General features: G+C 50.7%; 16 protein-coding genes. All 16 read right to left on the reverse strand.

The genetic code is table 11. The features are described 5' to 3' along the window. Positions 1 to 203 precede the first annotated feature (203 nt). On the reverse strand, positions 204 to 845 hold the full coding sequence (locus tag QT231_RS21680; protein ID WP_308338872.1) for an imm11 family protein: 642 nt from the start codon (positions 843 to 845) through the stop codon (positions 204 to 206). Between the two features lie 204 nt (positions 846 to 1,049). Next, a complete protein-coding gene (locus QT231_RS21685) occupies positions 1,050 to 1,688 on the reverse strand; it encodes an imm11 family protein (protein ID WP_308338873.1) in 639 nt (212 codons plus the stop codon). Positions 1,689 to 1,767: 79 nt separating this feature from the next. After that, positions 1,768 to 3,960, reverse strand: a complete 2,193-nt coding sequence (locus QT231_RS21690) for a hypothetical protein (protein WP_308338874.1) — start codon at positions 3,958 to 3,960, stop codon at positions 1,768 to 1,770. Positions 3,961 to 3,989: 29 nt separating this feature from the next. Continuing rightward, entirely contained in the window at positions 3,990 to 4,628 is a 639-nt protein-coding gene (locus tag QT231_RS21695; RefSeq protein WP_308338875.1) for an imm11 family protein, read from the reverse strand. A gap of 204 nt (positions 4,629 to 4,832) precedes the next feature. After that, positions 4,833 to 5,471, reverse strand: coding sequence for an imm11 family protein (locus tag QT231_RS21700; protein WP_308338876.1), 639 nt, complete (start codon positions 5,469 to 5,471; stop codon positions 4,833 to 4,835). A 72-nt stretch (positions 5,472 to 5,543) separates the two neighbouring features. Continuing rightward, positions 5,544 to 7,739: an AHH domain-containing protein gene (locus tag QT231_RS21705; protein WP_308338877.1), complete on the reverse strand. Its 2,196-nt coding sequence runs from the start codon at positions 7,737 to 7,739 to the stop codon at positions 5,544 to 5,546. 26 nt (positions 7,740 to 7,765) lie between these two features. Beyond that, positions 7,766 to 8,407 (reverse strand): imm11 family protein, encoded by a 642-nt coding sequence (locus QT231_RS21710; RefSeq protein ID WP_308338878.1) that lies wholly within the window; start codon positions 8,405 to 8,407, stop codon positions 7,766 to 7,768. Positions 8,408 to 8,618: 211 nt separating this feature from the next. Then, the gene (locus QT231_RS21715; RefSeq protein WP_308338879.1) at positions 8,619 to 9,257 is read right to left on the reverse strand and encodes an imm11 family protein; all 639 of its coding nucleotides are present in this window, start codon (positions 9,255 to 9,257) and stop codon (positions 8,619 to 8,621) included. Positions 9,258 to 9,473: 216 nt separating this feature from the next. Continuing rightward, complete coding sequence (locus QT231_RS21720) at positions 9,474 to 10,115, reverse strand: Imm43 family immunity protein (protein WP_308338880.1); 642 nt, start codon at positions 10,113 to 10,115, stop codon at positions 9,474 to 9,476. Positions 10,116 to 10,313: 198 nt separating this feature from the next. Next, entirely contained in the window at positions 10,314 to 10,955 is a 642-nt protein-coding gene (locus QT231_RS21725) for an imm11 family protein (RefSeq protein WP_308338881.1), read from the reverse strand. Positions 10,956 to 11,157: 202 nt separating this feature from the next. Continuing rightward, the gene (locus QT231_RS21730; RefSeq protein ID WP_308338882.1) at positions 11,158 to 11,799 is read right to left on the reverse strand and encodes an imm11 family protein; all 642 of its coding nucleotides are present in this window, start codon (positions 11,797 to 11,799) and stop codon (positions 11,158 to 11,160) included. Between the two features lie 197 nt (positions 11,800 to 11,996). Further along, entirely contained in the window at positions 11,997 to 12,635 is a 639-nt protein-coding gene (locus QT231_RS21735; protein WP_308338883.1) for an imm11 family protein, read from the reverse strand. Between the two features lie 209 nt (positions 12,636 to 12,844). Continuing rightward, a complete protein-coding gene (locus QT231_RS21740) occupies positions 12,845 to 13,489 on the reverse strand; it encodes an imm11 family protein (RefSeq protein WP_308338884.1) in 645 nt (214 codons plus the stop codon). A 220-nt stretch (positions 13,490 to 13,709) separates the two neighbouring features. Further along, entirely contained in the window at positions 13,710 to 15,704 is a 1,995-nt protein-coding gene (locus QT231_RS21745; protein WP_308338885.1) for a DUF1963 domain-containing protein, read from the reverse strand. A gap of 423 nt (positions 15,705 to 16,127) precedes the next feature. Further along, positions 16,128 to 17,630: a molybdate ABC transporter ATP-binding protein ModF gene (gene modF / locus QT231_RS21750; RefSeq protein WP_308338886.1), complete on the reverse strand. Its 1,503-nt coding sequence runs from the start codon at positions 17,628 to 17,630 to the stop codon at positions 16,128 to 16,130. Between the two features lie 124 nt (positions 17,631 to 17,754). Next, the gene (gene ilvC, locus QT231_RS21755; RefSeq protein ID WP_308338887.1) at positions 17,755 to 19,227 is read right to left on the reverse strand and encodes a ketol-acid reductoisomerase; all 1,473 of its coding nucleotides are present in this window, start codon (positions 19,225 to 19,227) and stop codon (positions 17,755 to 17,757) included. Between the last annotated feature and the right edge of the window lie 5 nt (positions 19,228 to 19,232).

The raw sequence follows: 19,232 nt of genomic DNA on the forward strand, positions 1-19,232 counted from the left end.
AGGCTGGCAGCTTCCTGCTTAAATTCAGGCGAAAAAGTACGTCGTTTCTTGGTCATCAGACACCTCGTTTATGGTGGCAATATTACCACCTACGTTGGTGTCCGGTTTTATTGAACCACTACATCTCGCATTAAACAGTGATGAATCTGAAAAAGATGCTTTATACCCCCGGCCATACCCCTACTCCCTTTTAAAAGATTGAATTAGTGCAGATTGGAAACGACGCGACAGCGATAGGGCTTCAATGGCTTAGTCAGTTTTTCGGCGTTTAGCGCCTCTACCAAGCGGTCACTGAGAAAGAAAACTTTGCGCATTTTTTTTTCCATCCATAAATCAGCCCCTTGCAAAACTTCACTACTCAGCGCCAAACTATCTTCATTGTCTGAATATTTCGGCCCCCAAAGATCACTTTTTGTAAAAGGGATTTTATTGGCTTTCGGTGATTCCTCCGGTACAAAGGTATCCTTGGTCTCGCCGAAGGCCAGAGTGAAGTACTCGCCTTCAAACGGCGTTTTGCGGTCGTGGTGGAACAGCTTGACCGGATACAGCTCTGTCTGGCCCAGCTCAAAACGACGCAGCACCTCGGCGAACCGGGCTGATACCACCCAGAATCCACTGGTAAATATATCCGGCACTGTTTTTATTTTTTCGTATTCACTGGCAACATACATCTCCTTCGGAAAGCAATCGGCCGGTTGCGGTTCTCCACGCTCTGCACGGTTCATGGTATCCGCCGCGCGCTCTTCGTCCTCCAGACTTTTATCGGATCTAAAACCATAAATCAGTTCGCCATCGGTCAGGCAGTTGGTGGCCCAGACGCGGGCATCAAGGGTTCTGTAGCTCATGGTGTTTCTCCTGTGTTGGTTGTTGGTGTTGCGTTCATTTAGCCCAAAGCGTAGGCGTCAGCATCTAGCCATCGACGCTGACGGTTACGCTTTCGGTGGCGCGTTCACAAGCTGACTAGGCAGCTCTCTCATCAAACAGTGATGAATCTGAAAAAGATGCTTTATACCGTCGGCCATGCCCCTACTCCCCTTTAAAAGATTAAATTAGTGCAGATTGGAAACGACACGACAGCGATAAGGTCGCAGTTTTTGTGTTAGTTTTTCGGCTTTAAGCGCCTCTTCCAAGCGATCACTCATAAAAAATGAATGCATGATTTTTTTTTCCATCCACAAATCAACGCCGTTTAAAACAGATTTATCAAAGGCTAGGCTGTCTTTATTATTTGCACGCTTTGCTTGCCATACATCCTTCCTCATAAAGACGGTATCTGCCTCCGGCGACTCCTCCGGCACAAAGGTATCCTTGGCCTCGCCAAAAGCCAGAGTAAAGTACTCGCCTTCGAATGGCGTCTTACGGTCATAATGAAACAGCTTGACCGGATACAGCCCCGTTTGACCCAGTTCAAAACGGCGCAGCACCTCGGCGAAACGGGCTGATACCACCCAGAATCCACTGGTAAATATATCCGGCACTGTTTTTATTTTTTCGTATTCACTGGCGACATACATCTCCTTCGGAAAGCAATCGGCCGGTTGCGGTTCTCCACACTCTGCACGGTTCATGGTATCCGCCGCGCGCTCTTCGTCCTCCAGACTTTTATCGGATCTAAAACCATAAATCAGTTCGCCATCGGTCAGGCAGTTGGTAGCCCAGACGCGGGCATCAAGGGTTCTGTAGCTCATGGTGCTTCTCCTGTGTTGGTTGTTGGTGTTGCGTTCGTTTAGTCCAAAACGTAGGCGTCAGTGTCCCTTTAAATCTCCGTTAAGAGACATTGACGGTTACGTTTTTGGTGGCATACAGCTTTCTGGCATCCTCGATATACCGCCCTCGACTATCGGCAGCGTGTGCGTTGGCCCCCGTCCACGCGAATAGCAGCTCATCAACGAGGGCGTGGCGGCGGGCAATATCCTGTTCTGCGCCAAACTGTTCGATCAATTCGCCTAACCGGCCGCTTTCGTCTAGCGCTACCGCGGTGTGCAAATCGTGCACGTTGCCGTAACCCACCAGGCCGGGGCCGACCGTATCGTCGCTCGGTGGGGGCGTGCCATCGCGGGTATCCATCAAATCGTGCTGAAACCAGACATCGGTCAGCGCAGCGTCGCTGCCGTCAGTGCGGGTAAAGCTACCAAGCTGCAAATGCAGATTACCGGCCTCATCCGTTTCTGACGCGGAATCAAACGCAATACTGAGCGAGGCCACCCCGGCGTCTGCCAGGGAGCGCAGCTCCCCTGCCTGCACACGACCATCGCCGTTTTTGTCCTGCCATACCTGTAGGCTCGCGAAATCTGCATCTTGCGCATCGACAACCCCATCGTCGTTGGTGTCGAGTACGGCCAGGGAGGCAAAGCCATGTTCCGCTTTCTCGCCATCTTTCCCGAGCGAGTGGTTGCCAAACAGCTCGCTGCCGTCGCTGATCTTGCCATCACCGTTTTTGTCCCATACCAGCAGACCATCGTCCGGGCTGACCCAGCCGCTCTTTTCAGCGAAACCATTGCCGTCGTGGTCAAAATAGGCCCCATCGGCAAGGGCAATGGTTTCCACGCCATCGCCGTCCAGATCCAACACCAGGGGCGAGACGACTTTGCTGGCATAACCAAACTCGCCCTTAAGCCAGGACATAAAGCCGTCGGAGAGCATATCCACCCAGTAAGGCGCATCATGAACGACCTTGCCGATCAGCTCGCTGATATTATTCAGCCCATCGGCGATCCCATAAACAGCCCATCCATTCGCCACCAAGGCCGCAGCGCCCGGCCCGCCCACAACACCGGCCAATACCGTTGTGCCGACGACCATAAATGCACTCAGTACAATAGACGCCCCGAACATCTCGACATCCTGGCGCATCGGCTGCCAGTCGCCGGTATCCAGTCCGTGTTTGAGGCTATCGTAGGAGTGATTAAGGAACTCACCGGCATCGCCGACGATACCACCGCCGACGCCCACCAGTGATTTTTCAAGGCTGAGGCGGATTTCCTGATCCAGCGCGGTAAAGGCCTCTGGCAACTGCAGGTGCCGCTGTTCGAGTTCCATCGCCAGCCCCGGGGCAGCCGCCATCGATACCTGAGTAGGGCCGTTCTCCGTGTGCAGCGTTTGAGCGAGCGGCTGGCCGTCGTTATTGATGCCCGACTCACGCCTGACTGTCTCTTCTGCCGTCAAAGGTTGGCCGTCAGCTTTTGCCTTATCGTAGCTGTTCTTATAGAAGATATCGGAAATGTCACCCCCCTTACCCTTCGCAGGGCCTGAGGACTCGATGCTCTTTCGGATATCCGCCAGCTTGTTAAGATACGCGTGGTAAGTTTCTTCACTGATCACACCCAACTCGTAAAACGCTTTGGTTTGTTTCTCAGTGACCATCAAGCGGTGTTCGGTGTTGACCTGGCCATCCGTGCCTTTATCGGTAATATCCGCCTCCTCAAAATGCTCGATAAAGTCACCCAGACCGTCCTGGGTCAGTACATCGGGGGCGGTGTAGTCGAGACGCTTGGCTGCCCAGGCATCTTTAAGTATCTCGGTATTGTCCTTGCCCCCTGCCAAGGATAAGGGCTTGCCATCAAAGGTGGCCGTGCCCTCGGAGACCTGGCTGGCAAAGCGCGCCAAGTCGAAAAAGGCTACTTTCTGTTGCTCTTGAGTGAGGTCACTTTCACTGGATAAGATTTCGCCCAAACTATCGATAAGAAAGTTGTTATACCCTTTGTGCCCGCCTTCATGATAACTACCACCAATGCCAATATCACGATAGAAGTTGTCGCCACTTAGCAGCGATTGCTTGATCGTCTCGGCTTGCGTCATATCGCGATACAGTGCGATCTTGTTGGCCTGACTATCGCGAAAATCAAAGGTCTCTTTTTTAAAGAGTATATCCAACTTGTCTTTCAACCCCGTTTCTGGAGCAAAGAGCTGAAGTGGCAAAATATGATGAATCTGAAAAAGATGCTTATTGTCCCCGGCCATATCCCTACTCCCCTTTAATGTCATGTTGGTTAAACGAGTTCGATCACTCGGCAGCGGTAGGGATCAAGCACGTTTGAAAGATTTTCAGCCTCTAGTGCTTGAAACAAAGAGTCACTTAAAAAGAAAACTTTCCGCATTTTTTTTTCCATCCACAAATCAACGCCATCCAGAACGTTTATTTCAAAAGCCAAGCTGTCTTCATTATCCGAATGCCTTGGCCCCCAGAGATCCTTTTTAGTAAAAGGAATTTTTCTGGCTTTGGGCGACTCTTCCGGGACAAAGGTATCTTTGGTCTCGCCGAAGGCCAGCATAAAGTACTCGCCTTCGAACGGCGTTTTGCGGTCATGGTGAAACAGCTTGACCGGATACAGCCCTGTTTGGCCCAGTTCAAAACGACGCAGCACCTCGGCAAAGCGCCCGGAAACTACCCAGCCCCCCCCCCCCATGAAAATATCGGGCACCTTTTTCACTTCCAGGTATTGACTCGCTATATACATTTCACTGGGAAAACGCTCAGCGGTTTGCGGCTCTCCCCGCTCCAAATGATCTATTGTTTCTATTAGTTTCTGCTTGTCTTGCATCAAGTTATTCTTGAAGCTATAAATCAGTTCCGCATCAGTCAGGCAGTTGGTCGCCCAGACGCGGGCATCGAGGGTTCTGTAGCTCATGGTGCTTCTCCTGTGTTGGTTGTTGGTGTTGCGTTTATTTAGCCCAAAACGTAGGCGTCAGCGTATGGCCATCGACGCTGACGGTTACGCTTTCGGTGGCGCTTTCAAAAGCTGATTGGGCAGCTCTTTCATCAACCAGTGATGAATCTGAAAAAGATGCTTTATACCGTCGGCCATACCCCTACTCCCTTTTAAAAGATTGAATTAGTGCAGATTGGAAACGACGCGACAGCGATACGGTTTCAATGGCTTAGTCAGTTTTTCGGCTTTTAGCGCCTCTACCAAGCGGTCACTTAGAAAAAACACATGCGCTACTTTTTTTTCCATCCATAAATCAACACCTTGAAGAACCTCGCTACTCAGCGCCAAACTATCTTCATTGTCTGAATTCCTTGGCCCCCAAATATCCTTACTCATAAAAATGTTCCTTATTTTGGGGGACTCCTCCGGCACAAAGGTATCCTTGGTCTCGCCGAAGGCCAGCATAAAGTACTCGCCTTCGAACGGCGTTTTGCGGTCATGATGAAACAGCTTGACCGGATACAACCCTGTTTGGCCCAGCTCAAAACGGCGCAGTACCTCGGCAAAGCGCCCGGAAACCACCCAGCCCCCACCCCCCATGAAAATATCGGGCACCTTTTTCACTTCCAGGTATTGACTCGCGATATAAATTTCACTGGGAAAACGCTCAGCGGGTTGCGGCTTACCCCGCTCCAAATGTTTGAATGTTTCTATTAGTTCCTGATCATCTTGCTGCAAGTTATTGTCAAAGCCATACATAAGTCGCGGATCGGTCAGGCAGTTGGTGGCCCATACGCGGGCATCGAGGGTTCTGTAGCTCATGGTGTTTCTCCTGTGTTGGTGTTGCGTTCGTTTAGTCCAAAACGTAGGCGTCAGTGTCCCTTTAAATCTCCGTTAAGAGACATTGACGGTTACGTTTTTGGTGGCATACAGCTTTCTGGCATCCTCGATATACCGCCCTCGACTATCGGCAGCGTGTGCGTTGGCCCCCGTCCAAACGAATAGCAGCTCATCAATGATGATGTGGCGGCGGGCAATATCCTGTTCTGCGCCAAACTGTTCGATCAATTCGCCTAACCGGCCGCTTTCGTCTAGCGCTACCGCGGTGTGCAAATCGTGCACGTTGCCGTAGCCCACCAGGCCGGGGCCGATGGTGACCGCCTCGTCGTTTGGTGGGGGCGTGCCATCGCGGGTATCCATCAAATCGTGCTGAAACCAGACATCGGTCAGCGCAGCGTCGCTGCCGTCAGTGCGGGTAAAGCTACCAAGCTGCAAATGCAGATTGCCGGCCTCATCCGTTTCTGACGCGGAATCAAACGCAATACTGAGCGAGGCCACCCCGGCGTCTGCCAGGGAGCGCAGTTCCCCTGCTTGCACACGACCATCGCCGTTTTTGTCCTGCCACACTTGCAGGCTCGCGAAATCTGCATCTTGCGCATCGACAACCCCATCGTCGTTGGTGTCGAGTACAGCCAGGGAGGCAAAGCCATGTTCTGCTTTCTCGCCATCTTTCCCGAGCGAGTGGTTGCCAAACAGTTCGCTGCCGTCGCTGATCTTGCCATCACCGTTTTTGTCCCATACCAGCAGACCATCGTCCGGGCTGACCCAGCCGCTCTTTTCAGCGAAACCATTGCCGTCGTGGTCAAAATAGGCCCCATCGGCGAGGGCAATGGTTTCCACCCCATCGCCGTCCAGATCCAACACTAAGGGCGAAACGACCTTGCTGGCATAACCGAACTCGCCCTTAAGCCAGGACATAAAGCCGTCGGAGAGCATATCCACCCAGTACGACACATCATCAATGACCTTGTCGATCAGCTCGCTGATATTATTCAGCCCATCAACGATCCCATAAACAGCCCATCCATTCGCCACCCAGGCCGCAGCGCCCGGCCCGCCCACAACACCGGCCAATACCGTCGTACCGACGACCATAAATGCACTCAGTACAATAGAGGCACCGAACGTCTCGACATCCTGGCGCATCGGCTGCCAGTCGCCGGTATCCAGGCCGTGCTTGAGGCTATCGTAAGAGTGATTAAGGAACTCACCGGCATCGCCGACGATACCGCCGCCGACGCCCACCAGTGATTTTTCAAGGCTGAGGCGGATTTCCTGGTCTAGCGCGGTAAAGGCCTCTGGCAACTGCAGGTGCCGCTGTTCGAGTTCCATCGCCACCCCCGGGGCAGCCGCCATCGATACCTGAGTAGGGCCGTTCTCCGTGTGCAGCGTTTGAGCGAGCGGCTGGCCGTCGTTATTGATGCCCGACTCACGCCTGACTGTCTCTTCTGCCGTCAAAGGTTGGCCGTCAGCTTTTGCCTTATCGTAGCTGTTCTTATAGAAGATATCGGAAATGTCACCCCCCTTACCCTTCGCAGGGCCTGAGGACTCGATGCTCTTTCGGATATCCGCCAGCTTGTTAAGATACGCGTGGTAAGTTTCTTCACTGATCACACCCAACTCGTAAAACGCTTTGGTTTGTTTCTCAGTGACCATCAAGCGGTGTTCGGTGTTGACCTGGCCATCCGTGCCTTTATCGGTAATATCCGCCTCCTCAAAATGCTCGATAAAGTCACCCAGGCCGTCCTGAGTCAGCACATCGGGGGCGGTGTAGTCGAGTTGCTTTTCAGCCCAGGCTTTTTCTAAGATTTTTGCATTAGCGTCGCCCCCGGCCAAGGACAAGGGTTTGCCATCAAAAGTAGCTGTACCCTCGGAGACCTGGCTGACAAAGCGCGCCAGATCGAAAAAGGCTACTTTCTGCTGTTCTTGGGTGAGGCCACTTTCACTGGATAAAACGTCGCCCAAACTATCAATAACAAATTCGTTATACCCTGGGTGCCCGCCCTCGTGATAACTACCACCAATGCCGATGTCGCGATAGAAATTATCGCCACTTAGCAGCGATTGCTTGATCGTCTCGGCCTGCGCTGCATCGCGATATAGAGCGGTCTTATTCTCCATGCTGTCGCGGAGATTAAGATAGTCGTCGCCAAACAGTTTTTGTAATCCCGAGCGAGTCTCGGGGTTATTAAAAAGCTGATTCGGTAGAATATGATGAATCTGAAAAAGATGCTTTATACCCTTTGCCATACCCCTACCCCCTTTTAAAAATGAAATTAGTCTTGGTTGGAAACGACGCGACAGCGGTAAGGCCGCAGTTTTTGTGATAGTTTTTCGGCTTTAAGCGCCTCTAACAAGCGATCACTTAAAAAGAAAACTTTGCGCATTCTTTTTTCCATCCACAAATCAACACCTTGCAGAGATTCATTACTCAGAGCCAGGCCGTCATTTTCGCGCCCCAAACTTGGCTTCCAAATATCACCTTTCGTAAAAGGCGCTTGACGGGCCTCTGGCGACTCCTCCGGCACAAAGGTATCTTTGGTCTCACCAAAAGCCAGGACGAAGTACTCGCCTTCGAACGGCGTTTTGCGGTCGTGTTGGAATAGCTTGACTGGATGAAGCTCCGTTTGGCCCAGCTCAAAACGGCGCAGCACCTCGGCGAAACGAGACGAGACGACCCAGAACCCAGCACAGAAGATGTCTGGCACCTTTTTGAACCGCTGATAGCTACTAGTCACATACATCTCTTTCGGAAAGCGATCCGCCGGTAACGGCTCGCCAAGTTTGGCTCGCTTCATGGCATCGACCGCGTTGTCTTCGTCCGTTAAATAATTATCTGGATCAAAAGCATAAATCAGTTCGCCATCAGTCAAGCAGTTGGTGGCCCAGACGCGGGCATCAAGGGTTCGGTAGCTCATGGTGTTTCTCCTGTGTTGGTGTTGCATTCGTTTAGCCCAAAACGTAGGCATCAATGTCCTTTGCTAAAAGCAGTTACGAGACATTGACGGTTACGCTCTCCGTGGTGCTTTCAAAAGCTGATTTGGCAGCTCTTTCATCAACCAGTGATGAACCTGAATAAAGATGCTTTATACCCCCGGCCATACCCCTACTCCCTTTTAAAAGCTTGAATTAGTGCAGATTGGAAACGACGCGACAGCGATAGGGCTTCAATGGCTTGGTCAGTTTTTCGGCTTTTAGTGCCTCTACCAAGCGGTCACTTAGAAAAAACACATGCGCCACTTTTTTTTCCATCCATAAATCAACACCTTGAAGAACCTCGCTACTCAGCGCCAAACTATCTTCATTGTCTGAATTCCTTGGCCCCCAAATATCTTTACTCATAAAAATGTTCCTTATTTTGGGTGACTCCTCCGGCAAAAAAGTATCCTTTGTTTCACCAAAAGCCAGAGTAAAGTATTCGCCTTCGAACGGCGTTTTGCGGTCATGATGAAACAGCTTGACCGGATACAGCCCCGTTTGGCCCAGCTCAAAACGGCGCAGCACCTCGGCAAAGCGCCCGGAAACTACCCAGCCCCCTCCGCCCTTGAAAATATCGGGTACCTTTTTAACTTCCACGTACTGACTCGCGATATACATTTCGCTGGGGAAACAGTCAGCGGGTTGCGGCTCTCCCCGCTCCAAATGATCTATTGTTTCTATTAGTTCCTGCTTGTCTTGCAGCAAGTTATTTTTGAAGCTATAAATCAGTCGCGAATCAATCAGGCAGTTAGTGGCCCAGACGCGGGCATCGAGGGTTCTGTAGCTCATGGTGCTTCTCCTGTGTTGGTTGTTGGTGTTGCGTTCGTTTAGCCCAAAACGTAGGCGTCAGTGTCCCTTTAAATCGCAGTTAAGAGACATTGACGGTTACGCTTTCGGTGGCGCTTTCAAAAGCTGATTGGGCAGCTCTTTCATCAACCAGTGATGAATCTGAAGAAGATGCTTTATACCGTCGGCCATCCCCCGACTCCCTTTTAAAAGATTGAATTAGTGCAGATTGGAAACGATACGACAGCGATAAGGCCGCAGTTTTTGTGATAGTTTTTCGGCTTTTAGCGCCTCTACCAAGCGGTCACTTAAAAAGAAAACTTTGCGCATTTTTGTCTCCATCCATAAATCAACACCCTTAAGAGCTCCACTGTTCAGCGCCAAACCATCATTTTCGCGCCCCAAACTTGGCTTCCAAATATCCTTTTTAGTAAAAGGGGCTTTGCTGGCTTCGGACGACTCTTCCGGCACAAAAGTATCCTTGGTCTCGCCAAAGGCCAGGACGAAGTACTCGCCTTCGAACGGCGTTTTGCGGTCATGGTGAAACAGCTTGACTGGATATAACCCCGTTTGGCCCAGCTCAAAACGGCGCAGTACCTCGGCAAAGCGCCCGGAAACTACCCAGCCCCCCCCGCCCTTGAAAATATCGGGTACCTTTTTAACTTCCACGTACTGACTCGCGATATACATTTCGCTGGGGAAACGGTCAGCGGGTTGCGGCTCTCCCCGCTCCAAATGATCTATTGTTTCTATTAGTTCCTGCTTGTCTTGCAGCAAGTTATTTTTGAAGCTATAAATCAGTCGCGGATCGGTCAGGCAGTTAGTGGCCCAGACGCGGGCATCCAGAGTTCTGTAGCTCATGGTGTTTCTCCTGTGTTGGTGTTGCGTTAGTTAAACCAAAAACGTAGGCGTCAGCATCTGGCCATCGACGCTGACGGTTACGCTCTCCGTGGTGCTTTCAAAAGCTGGTTTGGCAGCTCTTTCATCAACCAGTGATGAACCTGAAAACGATGCTTTATACCCCCGGCCATCCCCCTACTCCCCTTTTAAAAGCTTGAATTAGTACAGATTGGAAACGACGCGACAGCGATAGGGCTTCAATGGCTTGGTCAGTTTTTCGGCTTTTAGTGCCTCTACCAAGCGGTCACTTAAAAAGAAAACATGCCGCAATTTTTTCTCCATCCACAGATCAGCCCCTTGTATAACCCTTTCTTCAAAAGCCAAGCCATATTCATTATCCGAATGTTTTGGCCCCCAGAGATCTTTTTTAGTAAAAGGAATTTTCCTGACCTTAGGCGACTCCTCCGGCACAAAAGTATCCTTGGCCTCACCAAAAGCCAGGACGAAGCACTCGCCTTCGAACGGCGTTTTGCGGTCATGGTGAAACAGCTTGACCGGGTACAGCCCCGTTTGGCCCAGTTCAAAACGACGCAGTACCTCGGCGAAACGAGCTGATACCACCCAGAATCCACTGGTAAATATATCCGGCACTGTTTTTATTTTTTCGTATTCACTGGCAACATACATCTCCTTCGGAAAGCAATCGGCCGGTTGCGGTTCTCCACGCTCTGCACGGTTCATGGTATCCGCCGCGCTCTCCTCGTCCTCCAGACTTTTATCGGATCTAAAACCATAAATCAGTTCGCCATCGGTCAGGCAGTTGGTGGCCCAGACGCGGGCATCAAGGGTTCTATAGCTCATGGTGTTTCTCCTGTGTTGGTGTTGCGTTCGTTTAGCCCAAAACGTAGGCGTCAGCGTTTGGCCATTGCATCGACGCTGACGGTTACGCTCTCGGCGGCACGTTCACAAGCTGATTGGGCAGTTCTCTCATCAAACAGTGATGAATCTGAAAAAGATGTTTTATACCCCCGGCCATCTCCCTACTCCCTTTTAAAAGATTGAATTAGTGCAGATTGGAAACGACGCGACAGCGATAGGGCTTCAATGGTTTGGTCAGTTTTTCGGCTTTTAGCGCCTCTGCCAAGCGGTCACTTAGAAAAAACGCATGCGCTACTTTTTTTTCCATCCATAAATCAACGCCTTGCAGAACCCCACTACTCAGCGCCAAGCTATTATCATTGTCTGAGCTCCTTGGCCCCCAAATATCTTTACTCATAAAAATATTTGTTATTTTGGGCGACTCCTCCGGAACAAAGGTATCTTTGGTCTCGCCAAAAGCCAGGACAAAGTACTCGCCTTCGAACGGCGTTTTGCGGTCATGATGAAACAGCTTGACCGGATAAAGCCCCGTTTGACCCAGCTCAAAACGGCGCAGCACCTCGGCGAAGCGGGCTGATACAACCCAGAAACCGCCGCCCTTGAAGATATCCGGCACTTTCTTGAACTTGTAATAACGTCCCGCAACATACATTTCTTTCGGAAAACGTTCCGCCGGTAGTGCCTCGCCCCGATTGGCGCGCTTCATGGCATCAAAAGCAGTATCTTCATCTTCTAAATAATTATCCGAATCGAAGGCATAAATCAGTTCCGCATCGGTCAGGCAGTTGGTGGCCCAGACGCGTGCATCGAGGGTTCTGTAGCTCATGGTGTTTCTCCTGTGTTGGTGTTGCGTTAGTTAAACCAAAAACGTAGGCGTCAGCATCTGGCCATCGACGCTGACGGTTACGCTCTCCGTGGTGCTTTCAAAAGCTGGTTTGGCAGCTCTTTCATCAACCAGTGATGAATCTGAAAAAGATGTTTTATACCCCTGGCCATACCCCTACTCCCCTTTAAAAGATTGAATTAGTGCAGATTGGAAACGACGCGACAGCGATAGGGCTTCAATGGCTTGGTCAGTTTTTCGGCGTTTAGCGCCTCTACCAAGCGGTCACTTAAAAAAAACACATCCACCATTTTCTTTTCCATCCATAAATCAACACCTTGAATAACCTCGCTACTCAGCGCCAAACTATCTTCATTGTCTGAATTCCTTGGCCCCCAAATATCTTTACTCATAAAAATATTTCTTATTTTGGGCGACTCCTCCGGAACAAAAGTATCCTTGGTCTCGCCGAAGGCCAGCATAAAGTACTCGCCTTCGAACGGGGTTTTGCGGTCATGGTGAAACAGCTTGACCGGATACAACCCCGTTTGGCCCAGTTCAAAACGACGCAGCACCTCGGCAAAGCGCCCGGAAACTACCCAGCCCCCCCCGCCCATGAAAATATCGGGCACCTTTTTCACTTCCAGGTATTGACTCGCGATATAAATTTCGCTGGGGAAACGCTCAGCGGGTTGCGGCTTACCCCGCTCCAAATGTTTGAATGTTTCTATTAGTTCCTGATCATCTTGGTGCAAGTTATTGTCAAAGCCATACATAAGTCGCGGATCGGTCAGGCAGTTGGTGGCCCAGATCCGGGCATCAAGAGTTCTGTAACTCATGGTGTTTCTCCTGCGTTGGTTGTTGGTGTTGCGTTTGTTTAGCCCAAAACGTAGGCGTCAGTGTCTGGCCATTGCAGTGACGCTGACGGTTACGCTCTCGGCGGCGCGTTCACAAGCTGACTAGGCAGCTCTCTCATCAAACAGTGATGAATCTGAAAAAGATGCTTAATACCCCCGGCCATACCCCTACCCCCTTTTAGAAAATTGAATTAGTGCAGATTGGAAACGACGCGACAGCGATAGGGCTTCAATGGTTTGGTCAGTTTTTCGGCTTTTAGCGCCTCTACCAAGCGGTCACTTAAAAAGAAAACATGCCGCAATTTTTTCTCCATCCACAAATCAGCCCCTTGCATAACCCTTCCTTCAAAAGCCAAGCCATATTCATTATCCGAATGTTTTAGTCCCCAGAGATCTTTTTTAGTAAAAGGAATTTTCCTGACCTTAGGCGACTCTTCCGGCACAAAGGTATCCTTGGTCTCGCCGAAGGCTAGAGTGAAGTACTCGCCTTCGAACGGCGTTTTGCGGTCATGGTGAAACAGTTTGACTGGATATAACCCCGTTTGGCCCAGCTCAAAACGGCGCAGCACCTCGGCAAAGCGCCCAGAAACTACCCACAAACCACCGGCACTGAAAATGTCCGGCAGTTTCTTATAATGGTGGTATTCTGACTTCACGTAAGCTTCTTTAGGATAACTGTCTGTTGGCAAAGCCTCTCCACGCAAAGCGCGCTCCATTGTATCGATGGCTCTTTCTTCATCTTCCAGGACATTGTCTTTCACGAAGGCATAAATCAGTTCGCCATCGGTCAGGCAGTTGGTCGCCCATACGCGGGCATCGAGGGTTCTGTAGCTCATGGTGTTTCTCCAGTAGTTAGCCGTTCATTCGTTAGGTACAGAGTCGCCTCTTTAGCATTTATTCACCGATCACTTACTCCCTCTCTGCTATACAGCACGTCATCGCATGAACTCACTCTTTAGTAGAAGGGCTTAGCCCTTATTCAATAACGCTGAAAAAAAGAGGCCCAGGCAACCGCCTGACCCTCTTTCTAATGCTAGTTGAGCCTATTCTTTCAAATTAATCACACTCAAAAGTGATATTGACGGCTTCACATTTACGTTTTTTCAGTTCAGCAGGAGAAATCCAAAATTGGTAGGTACCAGACCCATTAAGATAAAAGAAGTTGACATCATCATCCGTCAATTGCAGTAGAAGATGACGATCATAATTCTCCTCTCTTGCATTACTCTGCATCTCAAGCGGAATGCCAAACATTTGATGGTTACTTCTGATTGGCAGCAAATAATGGCGATTGACCCGGGCTCTCGCTTCTTCGGGAAGACGCGCATAAACACTGTCTTCACCCGCAAGCATTAGTCGCAACGTAATGGTTTCTAGGGCACCAAAACTATAGGGAACTCTATAACTTACAATTTTCCTGAACTCGTCATGACAGCGCCGGTGAATCATGGCTAGCCGCTCAGCATCGTCCTCATCCATTTGCTGCCATGGGTCGTGGTCGGCTACCCAAAGGGAGACTTCCGCACGAAAAGCCTCAAATGCTGGAGGCAAAGGCTCATCTTCTTCGTCAATGTGCTTGATCGCATCCTCAATCAAATAAGCGCTGTACCACCACTGTGGGCGCGGCCTCTGGCGATGTTCAATAAAATCGCGCACTTCTGCGGGTAACTCTCGATAGGATGGATCATCCGCCTTAGGCAGCTTTCGGAGCATATCCTCCGACAGAGATAGATCGGCGCTCACCTTGCTATCGCTGTATTCCGTTATCGGATAAAACTCAGGCGTTTTGCGCCAAAGCGCGTCAAGACGCTGCCACTCGTCTTCTGGCATCAACGACCAGGGTGCCCGCGCTTCACAAAGCGCATTCACCTCGGCTAGATGGCGGTCGAATGCTGGCTGTAACCGATGGATAGCCTCGATACGCTTCGTATGATAATTGACGTCCGCACCAAAGCGGATCTTGCGGGCGTCAGGTTTTTGCTCTGCCTCTTGGATGCTTGCTATCTGCTGTTGGATTTCTGCAATTCGTGCTGGAATCCGCCTCTTATTGTTGAGCAGAGAATCGCGGTAATGAAAAGCGATCTGGTACCAGTGAGGAACGTCTAAACCCTTTAAAATCGTCGCGGCCGAGAGGGTGAATGACCGGCGCTCAAACTGCGGTTCATTATGCTTAGCCAATTCTTCGCGACAAGCGCTATCTCTCTTGCCCGAATCCGTTTCATAAGGCATGAAACCTACTGGCCAGAAGGGAAGCAGGTCGTTCATCCCCGGTTTTTCCAAGCCAACCTCATCGAAAGGTAACCGCCCTTCGGGTACTTCGCTGAAATCCTCTGCCACCCCAGGCGGTATCTCGATAACCGCACATTCTTCATCGCTTGCTCGGCCTGTAAAGAAGGCCAGCGAGCCCTCGCAGGGCAATTCAGTTTGGCCACACTCAGCGGCTATTTCGGCAAGATCAAACTGGGCAACGAAATGAAGCGGGTACCCCTCAGCGCTTCTCGGCCATGTTAGATCCCCCAGCCGAGGAGCACCCCCGAACCAGCTTCGAGCGCCAAACCAATCATCGCCGACCTGGCGCGGGCGCCGGTAAACAAGAATACCTTTACTATCAGTTTCGACCTCACTGCTCGCGACAGGAATTCCTTCTTTTTTAATTTCGCTAACGAGATTGGAAGCGTGGTAAACGGTGTGAGAAACCCTATCCCATGACTCCTGGGTCAGCTTTCTCTGCAACAGGGAACGTTTAAGTGGAGAGGCGAGCAATCTCCTGATTTCATACTCGAAGGCCACGAGTAGAGGCATCAGGCGTGGATACTCCCCCATAAAATCGTGCGATGCGAGTATGCGGTGAATCATCCCTGCTGCAAATTTTTCTTCTTCAGTCAGCTCGTTGAAGGCAGGCCATTGATCTACCGTTAGCTGCCTGGCATAACCTATGGCAAAAGGCATTACAAAGCGGCAGCCAGCGAACGAACCACCTAGTGTGTGGCACTTTTTAAAGCTTTCGATGCCTTCGGCGTAGTCTCTAGCAAGTTCTGTTTCATTAATCATCGCAGTTAATAATACTTAAGTAGATTTTTGAAATTCAAAAATACCACTATTTCTACAGATGATGCCATCCACTTTTGTAACTAAAAGTAACTTACAATAATATTTAATCGTCACGAGCGATTGAATGCACTTTTTCTTGCTACACCAATGCTTGAGTGATGTGTATAAATACTCTGGGAATCACTAGAATTCTTTTGCACTTCCCTCTCATTAAGCGGTCTTATTTTTGCGATCCTAAACACCTATAGACCCCAAACATCTGCTGCAGAGCCCGTAAGTTCTCTACCTCTTCGACCATGGAGAGCGAAACTTGGTGGCTTCTAGATGGTGTCTCCTTATTGCTTTAGACCGCTCGCCGTTGATTACTTCGGGGCCGCCAAGAAGCGTGAAGCAGTTAGCAAGTTAGACGACCTTTACCTCCTACTAGTGATTCTTCTCCAGCGCCAAATGATTGTCTATTTCCTTTATCTTATCTTCCGTGTGGTGATTGACGTAGAGCACCGTAGTTTTTTTGCCTGCACAAATTTTCTCGATAAGGGCGAGAACCAGCTGGCGGTTCATATCGTCTAGGCCCAGGCAGGGCTCGTCTAAAATCAATAGCGGCGGGTGTTTCACCATGGCGCGGGCGATGAGTAGCAGACGCTGGTCGCCGTAAGAGAGTTTGTTATAGGGCTGATCGGCGCGGTCTTTCATGCCCAGTAGTTCGAGCCATTGGTCGGCAATGTGCTTCTGGTTATCGGTGGCTTTTGTGTACATGCCGATGCTGTCGTAGAAGCCGGAAATAATCACGTTTTTACAGCTGGTGCTGACGCGATATTCCCACTGCAGGGCGGTGGAGACATAGCCGATAAACTGTTTGATCTGCCAAATACTTTCACCGTTACCGCGCTGGAAGCCAAACACGAAAATATCGTTGGTGTAGCACTGCGGATGGTCGCCAGTGATCAACGATAAAACGCAGGTTTTGCCGCTACCGTTGGGGCCACTCAGCTGCCAGTGCTGGCCCTGCTCTATCGTCCAATCCAACTTATCGACAATCACGGTATCCCCGTACTGGATCGTCGCTTGCTTGAGCTTCACTAACGGCTGGCTGGGGTCGAGAGCGGGTAATTTGCTGGCTGGGTCGGCCTCGGGCACGCTTAGGTCGGTGGTTTTTAAATGCAGCAATTGGTAGAGCTCATTGAAAGCGGCCTCGTCCTGTCGGTCTACCGTGAGCACTAACCGCCCGCTATCCCCCCGTTTCTTATCTCCTCTCTTTTTCTCCAAGCGCTCTTTATCCCCACGTTCCTTATCTAGATAAGCCACATGGGTAATGAAGTCTGGCATCTCATCAAAGCGGTTCAGCACCATCACCATGGGAACGGTGTCGATGATGGAAGCGAGATGGGCTTGCAGCATGGCGAGGGTGTCGACGTCCAAACCATCAAACGGCTCGTCTAAAATAAGCAAGTCCGGCTTGCTCGCCAGCGCGCGAATCAGCATGACTTTGCGGGTTTCGCCGGTGGAGAGTTTACGAAAGGCGCGGTCGAGGAGTTTTGTCAGCCCGAACTTTTCGACCAGTACGCTGGCGAGTTCAGGGTCTTGGCACTGCTCGAAAATCATTTCACTGACGGGTGTGCCGAGTGAAATAACATCCATGATATCGGCATCGTCTTTTTTTAACTCTTTGGCGATAAGCGCAGCTTGCGCTTCGAAAGAGACCAACCCAACGTTTTGGGGCAAGCCTTGAACCGTGCCCGCTTCAATTTTGCCAACGCCCGCAAGCGCCGCCGCCAGGGCCGACTTGCCTGAGCCATTGGTGCCCGTGATGACCCAGTGTTGGTGGGGTTCGATGATCCAATCAATCTCGCTTAGGGTGAAGCGATCATCAAAACTGATTGTCGCTTTGTTTAGCTGAATACGCGCTAAGCGGCTTGAAGGCTCCATCAATGTGTTCCTTATTGTTGGGTAAAAGTCAGTGTTCGCATGCAATGAGACAAAAAAGCCGAGAATATCGTGACGATATCTCGGCTTTTTAGACGACTTAGCGGTCTATCATTTAATCAGCCGATTAAACGATTTTCTTCATATCAGCCATGTGGCCACGCAGCACTGAGCCAACGGCTTCAACCGGGTGCGCACGCAGCGCATCGTTAACTTCGATTAAACGCGCGTTATCAACGCCGTTGTCGTCTAGATCCAGGCCTTTACCGATAACGTCGGATTTGATGCCTTTCATAAAGTCAGCCAACAGCGGCACACAGGCGTGGTTGTAGAGGTAGCAACCGTATTCCGCTGTGTCGGAGATAGTCGCGTTCATCTCATACAACTTCTTACGCGCGATGGTGTTGGCGATCAGCGGCGTTTCGTGGAGCGACTCATAGTACGCAGACTCGGCGATGATGCCAGCCGCCGTCATGGTTTCGAAAGCAAGCTCAACGCCCGCTTTAACCATCGCCACCATCAAGATGCCGTTGTCGAAATATTCCTGTTCAGTGATTTCTACGTCGCCAGCCGGGGTTTTCTCGAAGTTGGTTTCCGCTGTTTCTGCACGCCATTTGTGCAGGTTAACGTCATCGTTCGCCCAGTCTTCCATCATTGTTTTAGAGAAGTGGCCGCTCATGATGTCGTCTTGGTGCTTGTTGTAGAGCGGACGCATGATGTCTTTTAGCTCTTCAGCTAGATCAAAGGCTTTGATCTTCGCTGGGTTAGAGAGACGATCCAGCATGTTAGTCACGCCGCCGTACTTCAGTGCTTCCGTGACGTTTTCCCAGCCGTATTGGATCAGCTTAGAGGCGTAGCCAGGCTCGATGCCTTCTTCGATCATCTTGTCGAAGCAGAGGATAGAACCAGTTTGCAGCATGCCGCAAAGGATCGTTTGCTCACCCATCAGGTCGGATTTAACTTCTGCGATGAACGAAGACATCAATACACCGGCTTTGTGGCCGCCAGTACCCACCGCGTAGGCTTTTGCCAGGGCAAGGCCTTCGCCTTTGGGGTCATTGGCTTCGTGAACAGCTATCAAGGTAGGAACGCCGAAACCACGCACGTATTCAGCACGCACTTCGGAACCCGGGCACTTAGGCGCCACCATGATGACGGTTAAGTCCTCACGGATCTTCATGCCCTCTTCCACGATGTTGAAACCGTGAGAGTAGGATAGGCAGGCGCCCTCTTTCATCATCGGCATTACCGCCGTTACAACAGCAGTGTGCTGTTTATCGGGCGTCAGGTTCAAAACCACGTCTGCCGTGGGGATTAGCTCTTCGTAAGTGCCTACCACGAAACCATTCTCGGTGGCGTTTTTCCACGACTGGCGCTTTTGTTCAATGGCATCAGGACGCAATGCGTAAGCGACGTCTAAGCCGCTGTCGCGTAGGTTCAAACCTTGGTTAAGGCCTTGGGCACCACAGCCGATCACGACCATTTTTTTGCCTTTAAGCGCTTCTACGCCATCGGCAAACTCAGAGCTGTACATAAAGCGACACTTAGCGAGCTGAGCTAATTGCTCACGGAGCGGCAGCGTATTGAAGTAGTTAGCCATCGTTA

This window comes from Halomonas sp. SpR1, from assembly GCF_031010175.1.
In the GTDB taxonomy this organism is placed as follows: Bacteria; Pseudomonadota; Gammaproteobacteria; order Pseudomonadales; family Halomonadaceae; genus Vreelandella.